This is a genomic window from Enterobacter cloacae complex sp. IR5401 (assembly GCF_049238425.1).
In the GTDB taxonomy this organism is placed as follows: domain Bacteria; phylum Pseudomonadota; class Gammaproteobacteria; order Enterobacterales; family Enterobacteriaceae; genus Enterobacter; species Enterobacter hormaechei_C.
Map to the genome: position 1 here is coordinate 255,888 of NZ_JBMKHN010000005.1, position 15,446 is coordinate 271,333.

Sequence of the window (15,446 nt, forward strand, 5' to 3'; positions counted from 1 at the left end):
CAAAACGCACAGCGTCAGAACGTTTCCCAGTTATCGCCCGCATCTGCGGTCGCCGGTTTACGCGCCACTACCGGAGCGGCAACGCTTTTCGCGGAGGCGAACTCGCGCGCCTTCATCTGTTCCTGCTGAATACGGAACACCGCAACAGCCTGCGTCAGACGGCTCGCCTGCTCTTCCAGTGCCGCGGCCGCCGCCGCAGACTCTTCCACCAGCGAGGCGTTCTGCTGGGTCACGCGATCCATCTCAGCCACCGCCAGCCCAACCTGGTCGATACCGCGGCTCTGCTCGTCAGACGCAGACGCGATTTCGCCCATGATGTCCGTCACGCGCGTTACCGCATTCACGATCTCACCCATGGTTTCACCCGCGCTTTCCACCAGCGTTGAACCAATTTCCACGCGCCCCACGGAGTCTTCAATCAGACTCTTGATCTCACGGGCCGCCTGGGCGCTGCGCTGCGCCAGGTTTCGGACTTCACCTGCAACCACCGCAAAGCCGCGGCCCTGCTCGCCCGCACGCGCCGCTTCTACCGCCGCGTTCAGCGCCAGAATATTGGTCTGGAAGGCAATCCCGTCGATCACGCTGATGATATCGGCGATTTTCTGCGAACTGCCGGCGATATCGCGCATGGTCTGCACCACGTTATCCACCACCTTGCCGCCTTTCTGCGCGGTTTCAGACGCGCTCAGGGCCAGGTTGCTCGCCTGACGGGCGTTCTCGGCGTTCTGCTTCACGGTGGCAGTCAGCTGTTCCATGCTGGCGGCGGTCTCTTCCAGAGAGGCAGCCTGCTGTTCGGTACGGGATGAGAGATCGTTATTGCCCATCGAGATTTCGCTCGCACCGCTGTAAATGGCATTTGCGCCGTTACGCACGTCACCCACGGTACGCACCAGCTCGCCCTGCATGTGGCGCAGGGAGTCAGCCAGTTCCCCCATCTCGTTGGAGCCTTCCACGTCGATGCGCTTCACCAGGTCGCCGCTGGCGATATGACGAATGCTGTCAATCAGACGGTTCAGCGGCGAAATCAGCGCCTGACGAATACCCAGCCAGACGGCAACAATCACCACCAGCACCGCAGCCAGCACGCTAATCAGCACCCAGATAGCCTGGCGGTAAGAACTGTTGCTGTCTTCAACCGCGGTCTGATACAGCGCGTCGTTCTGTTGCAGATAGGTGACGTACTGCTTCTCAAAGCCATCCTGATAGCTCTGGGTCGGCTGGTCGAAGAACTCATTGATCTTGCCCGCCCCCAGCAGCTGGATCAGCTCGGCCAGCGCGCCGTGGTAGATATCGTAATTACGTTTGATTTCCAGTGCCGCAGCGTCGCTCTGACGCGGGTCGCGCGGCAGCGCTTCGTAATCCGCCCAGTTTTTTTCCGCCTGTTTCAGAGACGCAGAGGCAATTTGCATCAGCTCGGCGACGGTTGAGCCGCTACCGATATTGTTCTGATCCATCATATAGCGGATACCCGCGCGGTTCAGAGTGTTACGGGTTTGCAGCAGCGCCACCCAGCTACCGTTCAGGGTGGATTGTTGCTGGCGAATGGTTTGCAGGATGGTGAAATTCTCTTTGTCATGCTTCAGGGCATTGAAGAAAAGACCACCGGATGTGAGTTGTAAAAGGCCAAATATCGCTAAAACCAGCAGTAAGCTGGTGACAATCTTGATACGATTTAACATGTTTTCTCTTTCCTCAGACAGATACAGAATTTTCGGCCTGGAAAGGGAAAACTTTACGAAAATCATCCTGGAATTTAGGGTTTTTACTCTTCGTCCCGCGCGGCAATATGTCGGTTTCCAAGTTCAATAAATTCTTCCAGCAGCGCCGTGAGCTGCGTCATCTTCTCCGCGGTATATTCCGCCTCAATCTGCTGGTACGCCTCTTCCACCTGAGCCTGAGCACGCTGGTACAGCGCGTTGCCTTCTTTCGTCAGCGATACGTACAGCTTGCGCTGGTCATTCACCGGCTTTAAGCGCAGCACCAGACCGTCGCGCTCCATCCGCGTCAGAATGCCGGTCAGGCTTGGGCGCAAAATGCAGGTGCGGAACGCCAGATCGTGAAAATCCATGGAGGGATGCTCGGCCAGCACGCGGACGATACGCCACTGCTGCTCGGTCAGATTATGCCGCTTCACTATCGGGCGGAAGTAGCCCATCGCCGCTTCACGCGCCTGCAACAGCGCGATGGTTAATGAGTCATGCATCACCTTCCCCTTACATCATTAACAAGTAAACAATTTAAAACAGATGCTTTTATAGACAACACGTTGTAACCCAAAAAGTCTAACAGAAACAACGCAATTTTTTTAATCCATTGAATTAAAAGATAATTAACTCATTTATGTAAATTTATTGTTATTCATATCACAAATTATTCACTTCTGATTGCGAAACGAACAGCAAAAGCATAAAACCAGATCATTAACATATTAATGAAATCAAAACCGGACAGCCGGTTTGAGGAGTATGGGAATGAAAGGTACTGTTTTTGCCGTAGCGCTAAACCACCAAAGCCAGCGTGCAGCCTGGGCTGAGGCGTTTGAAAAAGCCCCCTATAACGCGCCGCCAAAAACGGCGGTGTGGTTTATCAAGCCACATAACACCGTTATTCGCGCAGGCGAGCCGATTCCCTTCCCACAGGGAGAAACCGTGTTAAGCGGCGCAACGGTGGCGCTGGTGGTGGGCAAAACCGCCAGCAAAGTCCGCGTTGAAGAGGCGGCGGCGTACATCGCTGGCTACGCGCTGGCCAACGAAATCAGCCTGCCGGAAGAGAGCTTCTACCGTCCGGCGATCAAGGCCAAATGTCGGGATGGATTTTGCCCGCTCGGCGAACCTGTCGCCGTTGATAACGTGGACAACCTGACCATCATCACCGAGATCAACGGTCGCGAAGCGGACCACTGGAACACGGCCGATCTGCACCGCAACGCCGCCGAACTGCTGAGCGCGCTGAGCGAATTTGCCACCCTGAACCCCGGCGATGCGATATTGCTCGGTACCCCACAAAGCCGTGTCGAAATTCGCCCGGGCGATCGGGTACGCATTCTGGCAGAGGGATTTCCGCCGCTGGAAAACCCGGTGGTAGTGGAACGCGACGTTACCATTGCTTCGCGCACGCCGCCGCACGCCACGCTGTTCGCACTCGGCCTGAACTACGCCGATCACGCCAGCGAGCTGGACTTCAAACCGCCTACCGAGCCGCTGGTGTTTATCAAAGCGCCGAACACCTTTAATGACGACAACCAGACCTCGGTGCGCCCAAACAACATTGAATACATGCATTACGAAGCCGAGCTGGTGGTGGTCATCGGTAAAACCGCGCGTAAGGTCAGCGAAGCCGAGGCGATGGACTATGTTGCGGGCTACACGGTGTGCAACGACTACGCCATCCGCGATTATCTCGAAAACTACTATCGCCCAAACCTGCGGGTGAAAAGCCGCGACGGGCTGACCCCCATCAGCCCGAACGTGGTACCAAAAGAAGCCATCCCTGACCCGCACAACCTTCGTCTTCGCACCTACGTTAACGGTGAACTGCGTCAGGAAGGCACCACCGCCGATCTCATTTTCAGCATCCCATTCCTGATTGCGTATCTGAGCGATTTCATGACCCTGCAACCGGGCGACATGATTGCCACCGGCACGCCGAAGGGGCTATCCGACGTGGTACCGGGCGATGAAGTGGTGGTGGAAGTGGAAGGCGTAGGCCGTCTGGTAAACCGAATTGTCAGTGAGGAGACTGCAAAATGAAAAAGATTAACCACTGGATCAACGGAAAAAACGTCGCCGGAAGTGAGTACTTCCAAACCACTAACCCGGCCTCCGGCGAGGTGCTGGCTGAAGTAGCCTCCGGGGGCGAAGCCGAAATCCATCAGGCCGTTGCCGCCGCCAAAGAGGCGTTCCCGAAATGGGCCAACCTGCCGATGAAGGAGCGTGCGCGCCTGATGCGTCGCCTGGGGGATCTGATTGACCAGAACGTGCCGGACATTGCCGCGATGGAGACCGCCGACACCGGCCTGCCGATCCACCAGACCAAAAACGTGCTCATTCCGCGCGCCTCGCACAACTTCGAGTTCTTCGCCGAGGTGTGCCAGCAGATGAACGGCAAAACCTACCCGGTCGACGACAAGATGCTCAACTACACCCTGGTGCAGCCGGTGGGTGTCTGCGCGCTGGTGTCGCCGTGGAACGTGCCGTTTATGACCGCCACCTGGAAGGTCGCGCCCTGTCTCGCGCTGGGTAACACCGCGGTGCTGAAGATGTCTGAACTCTCCCCGCTGACCGCCGACCGTCTGGGCGAGCTGGCCCTCGAAGCGGGCATTCCGGCGGGCGTGCTCAACGTGGTGCAGGGCTATGGCGCCACGGCGGGCGACGCGCTGGTGCGTCATCATGACGTGCGCGCCGTCTCCTTCACCGGCGGCACCGCCACCGGGCGTAACATCATGAAAAACGCCGGGCTGAAGAAGTATTCTATGGAACTGGGCGGCAAATCTCCGGTGCTGATTTTTGAAGACGCGGACATCGAGCGCGCGCTGGACGCCGCCCTGTTCACCATCTTCTCCATCAACGGCGAACGCTGCACCGCCGGCTCGCGCATCTTCATCCAGCAGAGCATCTACCCGGAGTTCGTCAAACGCTTTGCCGAGCGCGCCAACCGCCTGCGCGTGGGCGACCCGACCGATCCGAACACCCAGATTGGCGCGCTCATCAGCCAGCAGCACTGGGAAAAAGTCTCCGGCTATATCCGCCTCGGCATTGAAGAGGGGGCAACCCTGCTGGCGGGCGGCCCGGACAAACCGACCGATCTGCCTGCGCACCTGGAAGGCGGCAACTTCCTGCGCCCGACCGTGCTGGCGGATGTCGATAACCGCATGCGCGTGGCGCAGGAAGAGATCTTCGGGCCGGTGGCCTGCCTGCTGCCGTTTAAGGACGAAGCGGAAGGCCTGCGCCTGGCGAACGACGTGGAGTATGGCCTGGCGTCGTACATCTGGACCCAGGACGTCAGCAAAGTGCTGCGTCTGGCGCGCAACATCGAAGCGGGCATGGTGTTCGTCAACACCCAGAACGTGCGCGACCTGCGCCAGCCGTTTGGCGGCGTGAAGGCCTCCGGCACCGGGCGCGAAGGCGGCGAGTACAGCTTCGAGGTCTTCGCGGAGATGAAGAACGTGTGCATCTCCATGGGCGACCATCCGATTCCAAAGTGGGGGATCTGATCATGGGAAAATTAGCGTTAGCGGCAAAAATCACCCACGTGCCGTCAATGTATCTCTCTGAACTGCCGGGCAAAAACCACGGCTGCCGCCAGGGCGCCATCGATGGGCATAAAGAGATCAGCAAGCGCTGCCGCGAGCTGGGCGTGGATACCATTATCGTCTTCGACACCCACTGGCTGGTGAACAGCGCGTATCACATCAACTGCGCGGACCATTTCTCAGGCGTCTACACCAGCAACGAGCTGCCGCATTTTATTCGCGACATGACCTACGACTACGACGGCAACCCGGAACTCGGCCAGCTGATTGCCGACGAAGCGGTGAAGCTTGGCGTTCGCGCCAAGGCGCACAACATCCCGAGCCTCAAGCTGGAGTACGGCACGCTGGTGCCGATGCGCTACATGAACGCGGATAAGCACTTCAAAGTGGTCTCCATCTCGGCGTTCTGCACGGTTCACGACTTCGCCGACAGCCGCAGGCTGGGCGAGGCCATCATCAGCGCCATCGAAAAATACGACGGCACCGTGGCGGTGCTCGCCAGCGGCTCGCTGTCGCACCGCTTTATCGACGACCAGCGCGCGGAGGAAGGGATGAACAGCTACACCCGCGAGTTTGATCGCCAGATGGACGAGCGCGTGGTGAAGCTGTGGCGCGAGGGGCAGTTCAAGGAGTTTTGCAGCATGCTGCCGGAGTACGCCGACTACTGCTACGGCGAGGGCAACATGCACGACACGGTGATGCTGCTGGGGATGCTCGGCTGGGACAAATACGACGGTAAGGTGGAGTTTCTCACCGAGCTGTTCGCCAGCTCCGGCACCGGCCAGGTCAACGCCGTTTTCCCGCTGCCCGCCTAAGGAGTCGTTATGCCGCACTTTATTGCTGAATGTACCAACAACATCCGCGAGCAGGCCGACCTGCCGGGTCTGTTCGCCAAAGTGAACGAGGCGCTCGCCGCCACGGGGATCTTCCCGCTCGGGGGCATCCGCAGCCGCGCCCACTGGCTGGATACCTGGCAGATGGCCGACGGTAAGCACGATTACGCCTTTGTGCATATGACGCTGAAGATCGGCGCGGGGCGCAGCCTGGAAAGCCGGGAAGAGGTCGGTGAAATGCTGTTTGCGCTGATCAAAACGCACTTCGCAGAGCTAATGGCGGGCCGATATCTGGCGCTCTCGTTCGAGCTGGACGAGCTGCACCCGACGCTTAATTACAAGCAAAACAACGTGCACGCGTTGTTTAAATAACACCGCACGGTCTGTCCCCTCTCCCACAGGGAGAGGGAGAAAACAAATAAAAACAGGATATCGCCATGCTCGACAAACACACCCATACCCTGATCGCCCACCGTCTGCATCAGGCGGAACAATCCCGGGAGCAGATCCGCGCGATCTCGCTGGAGTACCCGGAGATCACCATTGAAGACGCCTACGCCGTCCAGCGCGAATGGGTGAGCCTGAAAATTGCCGAAGGCCGCGTGCTGAAAGGCCACAAGATCGGCCTTACCTCCAAAGCGATGCAGGCCAGCTCGCAGATCAGCGAGCCGGACTACGGCGCGCTGCTGGACGATATGTTCTTCCACGACGGCAGCGACATCCCCGTGGATCGCTTTATCGTCCCGCGCATCGAAGTGGAGCTGGCCTTCGTGCTGGCAAAACCGCTGCGCGGCCCGAACTGCACGATCTTCGACGTCTACAACGCCACGGATTACATCATCCCCGCCCTGGAGCTGATCGACGCCCGCTGCCATAACGTTGACCCGGAAACCCAGCGCCCGCGCAAGGTGTTCGACACCATCTCCGATAACGCCGCCAACGCGGGCGTGATCCTCGGCGGCCGCCCGATTAAACCCGACGAGCTGGATCTGCGCTGGATCTCCGCCCTGCTTTACCGCAACGGCGTGATCGAAGAGACCGGGGTCGCCGCAGGCGTGCTTAACCACCCGGCGAACGGCGTGGCATGGCTGGCGAACAAACTCGCGCCATACGACGTGCAGCTTGAGCCAGGGCAAATCATCCTCGGCGGCTCGTTTACCCGCCCGGTTGCCGCCAGCAGAGGCGACACCTTCCACGTCGACTACGGCAACATGGGCTCCATCAGCTGCCGCTTTGTGTAAGGAGATGACCATGCAAAACGCATTCAAAGCGGCGCTGAAGGCGGGCCGTCCGCAAATCGGGTTATGGCTGGGGCTGACCAGCAGCTACAGCGCTGAGGTACTGGCCGGGGCCGGTTTTGACTGGCTGCTGATCGACGGAGAGCACGCGCCGAACAGCGTGCAAACCATCCTGACTCAGCTCCAGGCCATCGCCCCTTATCCCAGCCAGCCGGTGGTGCGCCCGTCGTGGAACGATCCGGTGCAGATCAAGCAGCTGCTGGACGTGGGGGCGCAAACCCTGCTGGTGCCGATGGTGCAAAACGCCGACGAAGCCCGTCTGGCTGTCAGCGCCACCCGCTACCCGCCTGCCGGCATTCGCGGCGTCGGCAGCGCGCTGGCGCGGGCGTCGCGCTGGAACCGCATCCCGGAGTATCTGCATCAGGCTAACGACGCCATGTGCGTGCTGGTGCAAATCGAAACTCGCGAGGCGCTGAAAAACCTGCCGCAGATCCTGGACGTGGAAGGGGTGGACGGCGTGTTTATCGGCCCTGCGGATCTGAGCGCCGACATGGGCTTCGCCGGTAATCCGCAGCACCCGGAGGTGCAGGCCGCCATAGAGCAGGCGATCGCCCAAATCCTCAGCGCGGGCAAAGCGCCCGGCATCCTGATGGCGAACGAGCAACTGGCAAAACGTTATCTTGAACTCGGCGCGCTGTTTGTCGCGGTCGGCGTGGATACCACCCTGCTCGCCCGCAGCGCCGAAGCGCTGGCGGCCCGCTTTACCGACGTCACCACAGCAGTTGATAACAATAAATCCGTCTACTAAACGTACGATGTGGAGCGCAACATGACGACCTCAACCCTGCATAATAAAGCTGTTGAACATCGCGTTATTAATAAGCTGTTCCGTCGTTTGATCGTGTTTCTTTTTATCCTGTTTGTCTTCTCGTTTCTCGATCGCATCAACATCGGCTTTGCCGGGCTGACGATGGGCAAAGATCTGGGCCTCACGTCGACCATGTTTGGCCTGGCCGCGACCCTGTTTTATGTGACCTACGTGCTGTGCGGGATCCCCAGCAACATCATGCTGGCGAAGATCGGCGCCCGCCGCTGGATCGCCGGGATCATGGTGGTGTGGGGCATCGCCTCTACCTGCACCATGTTCGCCACCAGCCCCGAAACGCTCTACGTCCTGCGCATGCTGGTGGGCATTGCCGAAGCCGGTTTCCTGCCGGGCATTCTGGTCTATCTCACCTGGTGGTTCCCGGCGTATCACCGCGCCCGCGCCAACGCGCTGTTTATGATCGCCATGCCGGTGACCATGATGCTCGGTTCGATCCTCTCCGGGTACATTCTGGCGATGGACGGACTGTGGAACCTTAAGGGCTGGCAGTGGCTGTTCCTGCTGGAGGGGCTGCCGTCGGTGGTGCTCGGCGTGGTGACCTGGTTCTACCTTAACGACACCCCGGATCAGGCCACCTGGCTGGATGATGACGAAAAGCAAGCACTCAAAACGATGATCGCCCGCGAGCAGGAGCTGGCCATTGCGCATGCCGCCACGCCGCGATCGACGCTGCGCGAGGTGCTGACGCCCGCCGTGCTGCTCTACACGCTGGCCTACTTCTGCCTGACGAATACGCTGAGCGCGATCAACATCTGGACGCCGCAGATCCTGCAAAGCTTCAACACCGGCAGCAGCAATATCGTGATTGGCCTGCTGGCGGCGATCCCGCAGTTTTGCACCATCCTCGGGATGATCTGGTGGAGCCGCCGCTCCGACAGGCTGAAAGAGCGAAAAAAGCACACCATCCTGCCGTATCTGTTTGCAGCGGCGGGATGGATGCTGGCCTCGGCGACCGATCACAGTCTGATCCAGCTGCTTGGCATCATCATGGCCTCAACCGGATCGTTTACCGCCATGGCGATATTCTGGACCACGCCGGATCAGGTTATTAGCCTGCAATCCCGCGCGGTGGCGCTGGCGGTGATCAACGCCATCGGCAACGTCGGGTCTGCCGTCAGCCCATTGCTGATAGGTATTTTGCGCGACGCGACCGGCAGCTTCAGCTCGGGACTGTGGTTCGTGGCAGGTCTGCTGGTGGTGGGCGCGCTGGTGCTGACGCGCATTCCGATGACGCGCCGGGAAAGCCTTGAGCGTGAGCCGGACATCGCGGCGCAAAAGATCCACTGAGGAGCCGCTATGTGTCAGAGCCCCATCACCAACATCGATATCAGCAAGGAGTACGACGAAAGTCTGGGCACCGACGATGTGCACTACCAGTCGTTCGCCCGCATGGCGGCCTTTTTTGGCCGCGACATGCAGGCGCACCGCCACGACCAGTATTTTCAGATGCATTTTCTCGACACCGGGCAGATTGAGCTCCAGCTCGACGACCACCGTTACTCGGTGCAGGCGCCGCTGTTTGTGCTGACGCCGCCGTCGGTACCGCATGCGTTTATCACCGAATCCGACAGCGACGGCCACGTGCTGACGGTGCGCGAGGATCTCATCTGGCCGCTGTTAGAAATACTCTACCCCGGTACGCGGGAAGCGTTCGGCCTGCCGGGGATCTGCCTGTCGCTTGCCGACAAGCCTGATGAGCTGGCGGCGCTGAAGCACTACTGGCAGCTGATTGCCCGGGAATCCACGGAACAGCTGCCCGGTCGCGAGCATACGCTGGTCCTGCTGGCGCAGGCCGTTTTTACCCTGCTGCTGCGCAACGCGAAGCTCGACGACCACGCGTCAGGCGGCATGCGAGGTGAGCTGAAGCTGTTTCAGCGCTTTAACCAGCTGACAGATGCTCATTACCACGAGCACTGGACGGTGCCGGAATACGCCAGCGAACTGCATCTCACCGAATCCCGCCTGACCGATATCTGTCGCCGCTTCGCCAACCGCTCGCCGAAACGGCTGATCTTCGACCGCCAGCTGCGGGAAGCCAGACGCCTGCTGCTGTTTTCCGACAGCACAGTGAGCGAAATTGCCTGGCAGCTGGGTTTTAAAGATCCGGCCTATTTCGCCCGTTTTTTTAACCGACTGACGGGGTGCTCACCCAGCGCGTACCGGGCGCAGAAAGTACCGGTATCGCCTGTTCCCCTCACCCCTGCCCTCTCCCAGAGGGAGTAACCGTCCCCTCTCCCAGAGGGAGAGGGTGAGGGAAATCACACTCTGTGATCTCTCGCGAAAAGTACCTGCCGTTGTCCCAATCGTCCCTTCACGTTCCGCCCCTCTCACGCTTCAATTAAACAACAAAAACAAAACATAAATTTAACAACCATCTTCCGATACGAGGTCCCTATGAAGCCTGAAGATTTCCGCGCTGATGCCAAACGTCCGTTAACCGGTGAAGAGTATTTAAAAAGCCTGCAAGATGGCCGTGAGATTTATATCTACGGCGAGCGCGTTAAGGACGTCACTACCCACCCGGCATTTCGCAATGCGGCGGCGTCCATCGCCCAGATGTACGATGCCCTGCACAAGCCAGACATGCAGGATACCCTCTGCTGGGGCACGGACACCGGCAGCGGCGGCTACACCCATAAATTCTTCCGCGTGGCAAAAAGCGCCGACGATCTGCGCCAGCAGCGTGACGCCATCGCCGAGTGGTCGCGCCTGAGCTACGGCTGGATGGGGCGTACGCCTGACTACAAAGCCGCGTTCGGCTGCGCGCTGGGGGCGAACCCTGCCTTCTACGGTCAGTTCGAGCAGAACGCCCGCAACTGGTACACACGTATTCAGGAAACCGGCCTGTACTTTAACCACGCCATCGTCAACCCGCCGATCGACCGCCATAAACCGGCAGACGAGGTGAAAGACGTTTACATCAAGCTGGAGAAAGAGACCGACGCCGGGATCATCGTCAGCGGCGCGAAAGTGGTGGCCACCAACTCCGCCCTGACCCATTACAACATGATCGGCTTCGGCTCTGCGCAGGTGATGGGCGAAAACCCGGACTTCGCGCTGATGTTCGTCGCGCCGATGGATGCCGAAGGGGTGAAGCTGATCTCCCGCGCCTCTTACGAGATGGTGGCAGGGGTGACCGGTTCCCCGTACGACTACCCGCTCTCCAGCCGTTTTGACGAGAACGACGCCATTCTGGTGATGGATCATGTGCTGATCCCGTGGGAAAACGTGCTGATCTACCGCGATTTCGACCGCTGCCGTCGCTGGACGATGGAAGGTGGCTTCGCCCGCATGTACCCGCTTCAGGCCTGCGTGCGTCTGGCTGTGAAGCTCGACTTCATCACCGCTCTGCTGAAGAAGTCGCTGGAGTGTACCGGCACCCTCGAGTTCCGCGGCGTGCAGGCGGATCTCGGCGAAGTGGTGGCGTGGCGCAACATGTTCTGGGCGCTGAGCGACTCCATGTGCTCCGAAGCCACGCCGTGGGTAAACGGCGCGTATCTGCCTGACCACGCGGCGTTACAGACCTACCGCGTGATGGCGCCAATGGCCTATGCGAAGATCAAGAACATCATCGAACGTAACGTGACCTCCGGGCTGATCTACCTGCCGTCCAGCGCGCGGGACCTGAACAACCCGCAGATCGACCAGTATCTGGCGAAGTACGTGCGCGGCTCCAACGGGATGGATCATGTCGAACGCATCAAGATTCTGAAACTGATGTGGGATGCCATCGGCAGCGAGTTTGGCGGACGTCACGAGCTGTACGAAATCAACTACTCCGGTAGCCAGGATGAGATCCGCCTGCAATGCCTGCGTCAGGCGCAAAGCTCCGGCAACATGGACAAGATGATGGCGATGGTTGACCGCTGCATGTCCGAGTACGACCAGCACGGCTGGACCGTACCGCACCTGCACAACAACACTGATATCAACATGCTGGATAAGCTGCTGAAATAACGCAGCGGGAGGTTTCAATGCAATCTGAAGAACGCCTGCGTTTTCGCGACGCGATGGCCAGCCTGTCGGCGGCGGTGAATGTGGTCACCACCGAGGGCGATGCGGGTCGCTGCGGCATTACCGCCACCGCCGTCTGTTCGGTCACGGACACCCCGCCTTCGGTCATGGTCTGCATCAACGCCAACAGCGCCATGAACCCGGTCTTCCAGGGCAACGGCAAACTGTGTGTCAACGTGCTGAACCACGAGCAGGAGATCATGGCCCGCCACTTTGCCGGGATGACCGGCATGGCAATGGAGGAGCGCTTTGCTCTCTCCTGCTGGCAGAAAGGACCGCTGGCGCAGCCGGTGCTGAAAGGCGCTCTGGCAAGCCTGGAAGGCGAGATAACCCAGGTGCAAACCATCGGTACCCATCTGGTCTACCTTGTGGAGATTAAGAACATCATCCTCAGCAGCGAGGGGCACGGCCTGATCTACTTCAAACGCCGTTTCCACCCGGTGATGATGGAGATGGAAGCCGCGGTTTGATCCCGTTGCACAAAAAAACGCTAAGGTTTCCGCAAAGGTGCGCCGTTAACTATCCATAAGATAAATTTTCCGGGGCGGCTGGCGACGTCGTCAGGCGCCCCCTTAACGCTGGAAAGTCTTATGGCCCCTTCACCCCGAAGCCGCTCGGCTGAACGTCTGGTTGACATCATTATTGCCCTGCACCGCAACGGAAGCGTTAATCGCCGCGATCTGATGCAAAAATTTGGCATTACCGAACGCACGGTGTACCGCGATTTGCAGGCGCTTTCCCCGATTATTGAACACGACGGCAAAGGGCGCTATCAGCTGCTGCCTGCGTATCAGACCTGCCGCTGCGTGCACTGCCCTGAAGCGAACGACGAAACCCCGCAGAGGTAGATTATTCTCAGTGATCTCAATCACATATTTTCTTCCACCGTGGGTGAGCCTTAACCACTCACCCTCGCTTTTGACCGCTCACGCATCGCTTTCAACCACTCACCTATTTACCGTGCTTTATACGCGCGAGGATCTGGCACGATCGCTCCAGCATTAATCAATACCTCCTCACAACAAACCCTGACCCTTTTTTCTTTACATAAAAAACCAGGTCTTACTATGGATACTAAAAAACTACTGAAGCACGTGCCCTGGGCCTTACTCGGGATCCTCGGTGCTTTCTGTCTGGCGGTTGTCGCATTACGCCGGGGCGAACACGTCAGCGCCCTGTGGATCGTGGTCGCGTCGGTTTCCGTCTACCTTGTGGCTTATCGCTACTACAGCTTATACATCGCGCAGAAGGTCATGAAGCTCGACCCGACGCGTGCCACCCCGGCGGTCATTAACAATGACGGCCTGAACTACGTGCCAACCAACCGTTACGTGCTGTTTGGTCACCACTTCGCCGCCATTGCAGGCGCGGGTCCGCTGGTCGGCCCGGTACTGGCCGCGCAGATGGGCTACCTGCCGGGTACGCTCTGGCTGCTGGCGGGCGTGGTGCTGGCGGGAGCGGTGCAGGACTTTATGGTGCTGTTTATCTCCTCGCGCCGTAACGGTTCGTCGCTGGGTGAGATGATCAAAGAAGAGATGGGCCGCGTGCCGGGCACCATCGCCCTCTTTGGCTGCTTCCTGATCATGATCATCATCCTCGCGGTGCTGGCGCTGATCGTGGTGAAAGCGCTGGCCGAAAGTCCGTGGGGCGTCTTCACCGTCTGCTCTACCGTACCGATTGCGCTGTTCATGGGCATCTACATGCGCTTCCTGCGCCCTGGCCGCGTTGGCGAGGTGTCGGTCATCGGTATCGTGCTGCTGGTCGCCTCCATCTACTTCGGCGGCGTGATTGCGCACGACCCGTACTGGGGCCCGGCGCTGACCTTTAAAGACACCACCATCACCTTCGCGCTGATCGGTTACGCGTTCATCTCAGCGCTGTTGCCGGTGTGGCTGATTCTGGCTCCGCGCGACTACCTGGCGACCTTCCTGAAAATCGGCGTGATCGTCGGGCTGGCAATCGGGATTGTGATCATCAATCCTGAGCTGAAAATGCCAGCGGTGACACAGTACATTGACGGTACCGGTCCGCTGTGGAAAGGCGCTCTGTTCCCGTTCCTGTTTATCACCATCGCCTGCGGTGCCGTGTCTGGCTTCCACGCGCTGATCGCCTCGGGCACCACGCCGAAGCTGATGGCCAACGAAACCGACGCGCGCTTCATCGGTTACGGCGCGATGCTGATGGAGTCCTTCGTGGCGATCATGGCGCTGGTTGCAGCGTCGATTATCGAGCCAGGTCTGTACTTTGCGATGAACACCCCACCAGCGGGTCTCGGCATCACCATGCCAAACCTGCATGAGATGGGCGGCGAAAATACCGCGCTGATCCTGGCGCAGCTGAAAGACGCCAGCGCACACGCGGCGGCGACCGTCAGCTCCTGGGGCTTCGTAATTTCGCCTGAGCAGATCATGCAGACCGCGAAAGACATCGGCGAACCGTCCGTGCTGAACCGCGCAGGTGGTGCACCGACGCTGGCGGTAGGTATCGCACACGTGTTCCACAAAGTGCTGCCGTGGGCGGACATGGGCTTCTGGTACCACTTCGGTATTCTGTTCGAAGCGCTGTTCATCCTCACCGCGCTGGATGCCGGTACGCGTGCAGGCCGCTTCATGTTGCAGGATCTGCTGGGTAACTTCGTGCCATTCCTGAAGAAAACCGACTCTCTGGTCGCCGGTGTTCTGGGTACCGCGGGCTGCGTAGGCCTGTGGGGTTATCTGCTGTATCAGGGCGTTGTTGACCCGCTGGGCGGCGTTAAGAGCCTGTGGCCACTGTTCGGCATCTCTAACCAGATGCTGGCGGCTGTGGCCCTGGTGCTGGGTACCGTTGTCCTGGTGAAGATGAAACGCACCAAATACATCTGGGTCACCGTGGTGCCTGCGCTGTGGCTGCTGCTCTGCACTACCTGGGCGCTGGGTCTGAAACTGTTCAGCACCAACCCGCAGCTGGAAGGCTTCTTCTTCATGGCTAACCAGTACAAAGAGAAGATTGCCGCAGGCGGCGCGGATCTGACCGCGCAGCAGATTGCCAACATGAACCATATCGTGGTGAACAACTACACCAACGCGGGTCTGAGCATTCTGTTCCTGGTGGTGGTGTACAGCATCATCTTCTACGGCATCAAAACCTGGATGAAAGTGCGTAACGTTGAGGGCCGTACGGACAAAGAAACCCCGTACGTGCCGGTGCCGGAAGGCGGCGTGAAGACCTCCTCACACCATTAATTA

14 protein-coding genes are annotated in these 15,446 nt (G+C 59.3%); 12 read left to right on the plus strand and 2 right to left on the minus strand.

The features are described from left to right. Positions 1 to 14: 14 nt before the first annotated feature. Complete coding sequence (gene tsr, locus ACOTX1_RS10250) at positions 15 to 1,679, minus strand: methyl-accepting chemotaxis protein (RefSeq protein ID WP_003856589.1); 1,665 nt, start codon at positions 1,677 to 1,679, stop codon at positions 15 to 17. Positions 1,680 to 1,762: 83 nt separating this feature from the next. Next, entirely contained in the window at positions 1,763 to 2,203 is a 441-nt protein-coding gene (gene hpaR, locus ACOTX1_RS10255; RefSeq protein ID WP_023315342.1) for a homoprotocatechuate degradation operon regulator HpaR, read from the minus strand. A 268-nt stretch (positions 2,204 to 2,471) separates the two neighbouring features. On the opposite strand from hpaR, the gene hpaG reads away from it, so the two are divergent. The 12 genes from hpaG to ACOTX1_RS10315 all read left to right on the plus strand — a co-directional run bounded on the left by hpaG (position 2,472) and on the right by ACOTX1_RS10315 (position 15,443). Continuing rightward, positions 2,472 to 3,749, plus strand: coding sequence for a 4-hydroxyphenylacetate degradation bifunctional isomerase/decarboxylase (gene hpaG / locus ACOTX1_RS10260; protein WP_023315341.1), 1,278 nt, complete (start codon positions 2,472 to 2,474; stop codon positions 3,747 to 3,749). Further along, positions 3,746 to 5,212 carry a 5-carboxymethyl-2-hydroxymuconate semialdehyde dehydrogenase gene (gene hpaE, locus ACOTX1_RS10265; RefSeq protein ID WP_023315340.1) on the plus strand — a complete coding sequence of 489 codons (1,467 nt, stop codon included), beginning with the start codon at positions 3,746 to 3,748 and terminating at the stop codon, positions 5,210 to 5,212. Before hpaG ends, hpaE begins: the two co-directional genes overlap by 4 nt. A gap of 2 nt (positions 5,213 to 5,214) precedes the next feature. After that, entirely contained in the window at positions 5,215 to 6,066 is an 852-nt protein-coding gene (gene hpaD, locus ACOTX1_RS10270) for a 3,4-dihydroxyphenylacetate 2,3-dioxygenase (RefSeq protein WP_003856598.1), read from the plus strand. Between the two features lie 9 nt (positions 6,067 to 6,075). Then, on the plus strand, positions 6,076 to 6,456 hold the full coding sequence (locus ACOTX1_RS10275) for a 5-carboxymethyl-2-hydroxymuconate Delta-isomerase (RefSeq protein ID WP_003856599.1): 381 nt from the start codon (positions 6,076 to 6,078) through the stop codon (positions 6,454 to 6,456). Positions 6,457 to 6,521: 65 nt separating this feature from the next. Then, entirely contained in the window at positions 6,522 to 7,325 is an 804-nt protein-coding gene (gene hpaH, locus ACOTX1_RS10280) for a 2-oxo-hept-4-ene-1,7-dioate hydratase (protein WP_003856601.1), read from the plus strand. Between the two features lie 10 nt (positions 7,326 to 7,335). Then, the gene (gene hpaI, locus ACOTX1_RS10285; RefSeq protein WP_023315339.1) at positions 7,336 to 8,130 is read left to right on the plus strand and encodes a 4-hydroxy-2-oxoheptanedioate aldolase; all 795 of its coding nucleotides are present in this window, start codon (positions 7,336 to 7,338) and stop codon (positions 8,128 to 8,130) included. Positions 8,131 to 8,151: 21 nt separating this feature from the next. After that, positions 8,152 to 9,495 carry a 4-hydroxyphenylacetate permease gene (hpaX, locus tag ACOTX1_RS10290; RefSeq protein WP_003856603.1) on the plus strand — a complete coding sequence of 448 codons (1,344 nt, stop codon included), beginning with the start codon at positions 8,152 to 8,154 and terminating at the stop codon, positions 9,493 to 9,495. Between the two features lie 9 nt (positions 9,496 to 9,504). Then, positions 9,505 to 10,431, plus strand: a complete 927-nt coding sequence (gene hpaA / locus ACOTX1_RS10295) for a 4-hydroxyphenylacetate catabolism regulatory protein HpaA (protein ID WP_263522038.1) — start codon at positions 9,505 to 9,507, stop codon at positions 10,429 to 10,431. 171 nt (positions 10,432 to 10,602) lie between these two features. Continuing rightward, the gene (hpaB, locus tag ACOTX1_RS10300) at positions 10,603 to 12,165 is read left to right on the plus strand and encodes a 4-hydroxyphenylacetate 3-monooxygenase, oxygenase component (protein WP_023315337.1); all 1,563 of its coding nucleotides are present in this window, start codon (positions 10,603 to 10,605) and stop codon (positions 12,163 to 12,165) included. A gap of 17 nt (positions 12,166 to 12,182) precedes the next feature. Next, the gene (locus ACOTX1_RS10305) at positions 12,183 to 12,692 is read left to right on the plus strand and encodes a 4-hydroxyphenylacetate 3-monooxygenase reductase subunit (RefSeq protein ID WP_003856606.1); all 510 of its coding nucleotides are present in this window, start codon (positions 12,183 to 12,185) and stop codon (positions 12,690 to 12,692) included. 120 nt (positions 12,693 to 12,812) lie between these two features. Further along, positions 12,813 to 13,070 (plus strand): HTH domain-containing protein, encoded by a 258-nt coding sequence (locus ACOTX1_RS10310; protein WP_023315336.1) that lies wholly within the window; start codon positions 12,813 to 12,815, stop codon positions 13,068 to 13,070. Between the two features lie 219 nt (positions 13,071 to 13,289). Continuing rightward, positions 13,290 to 15,443 carry a carbon starvation CstA family protein gene (locus ACOTX1_RS10315; RefSeq protein ID WP_023315335.1) on the plus strand — a complete coding sequence of 718 codons (2,154 nt, stop codon included), beginning with the start codon at positions 13,290 to 13,292 and terminating at the stop codon, positions 15,441 to 15,443. Positions 15,444 to 15,446 lie beyond the last annotated feature (3 nt).

Bases quoted from the DNA above. Each gene is read 5' to 3' on its own strand.
- ACOTX1_RS10275 (WP_003856599.1), top strand. From the start codon at position 6,076: ATGCCGCACTTTATTGCTGAATGTACCAACAACATCCGCGAGCAGGCC.
- hpaG (WP_023315341.1), top strand. From the start codon at position 2,472: ATGAAAGGTACTGTTTTTGCCGTAGCGCTAAACCACCAAAGCCAGCGT.
- ACOTX1_RS10310 (WP_023315336.1), top strand. From the start codon at position 12,813: ATGGCCCCTTCACCCCGAAGCCGCTCGGCTGAACGTCTGGTTGACATC.
- hpaB (WP_023315337.1), top strand. From the start codon at position 10,603: ATGAAGCCTGAAGATTTCCGCGCTGATGCCAAACGTCCGTTAACCGGT.
- hpaR (WP_023315342.1), bottom strand. From the start codon at position 2,203: ATGCATGACTCATTAACCATCGCGCTGTTGCAGGCGCGTGAAGCGGCG.
- hpaX (WP_003856603.1), top strand. From the start codon at position 8,152: ATGACGACCTCAACCCTGCATAATAAAGCTGTTGAACATCGCGTTATT.
- ACOTX1_RS10315 (WP_023315335.1), top strand. From the start codon at position 13,290: ATGGATACTAAAAAACTACTGAAGCACGTGCCCTGGGCCTTACTCGGG.
- hpaI (WP_023315339.1), top strand. From the start codon at position 7,336: ATGCAAAACGCATTCAAAGCGGCGCTGAAGGCGGGCCGTCCGCAAATC.
- tsr (WP_003856589.1), bottom strand. From the start codon at position 1,679: ATGTTAAATCGTATCAAGATTGTCACCAGCTTACTGCTGGTTTTAGCG.
- hpaA (WP_263522038.1), top strand. From the start codon at position 9,505: ATGTGTCAGAGCCCCATCACCAACATCGATATCAGCAAGGAGTACGAC.
- hpaE (WP_023315340.1), top strand. From the start codon at position 3,746: ATGAAAAAGATTAACCACTGGATCAACGGAAAAAACGTCGCCGGAAGT.
- hpaH (WP_003856601.1), top strand. From the start codon at position 6,522: ATGCTCGACAAACACACCCATACCCTGATCGCCCACCGTCTGCATCAG.
- hpaD (WP_003856598.1), top strand. From the start codon at position 5,215: ATGGGAAAATTAGCGTTAGCGGCAAAAATCACCCACGTGCCGTCAATG.
- ACOTX1_RS10305 (WP_003856606.1), top strand. From the start codon at position 12,183: ATGCAATCTGAAGAACGCCTGCGTTTTCGCGACGCGATGGCCAGCCTG.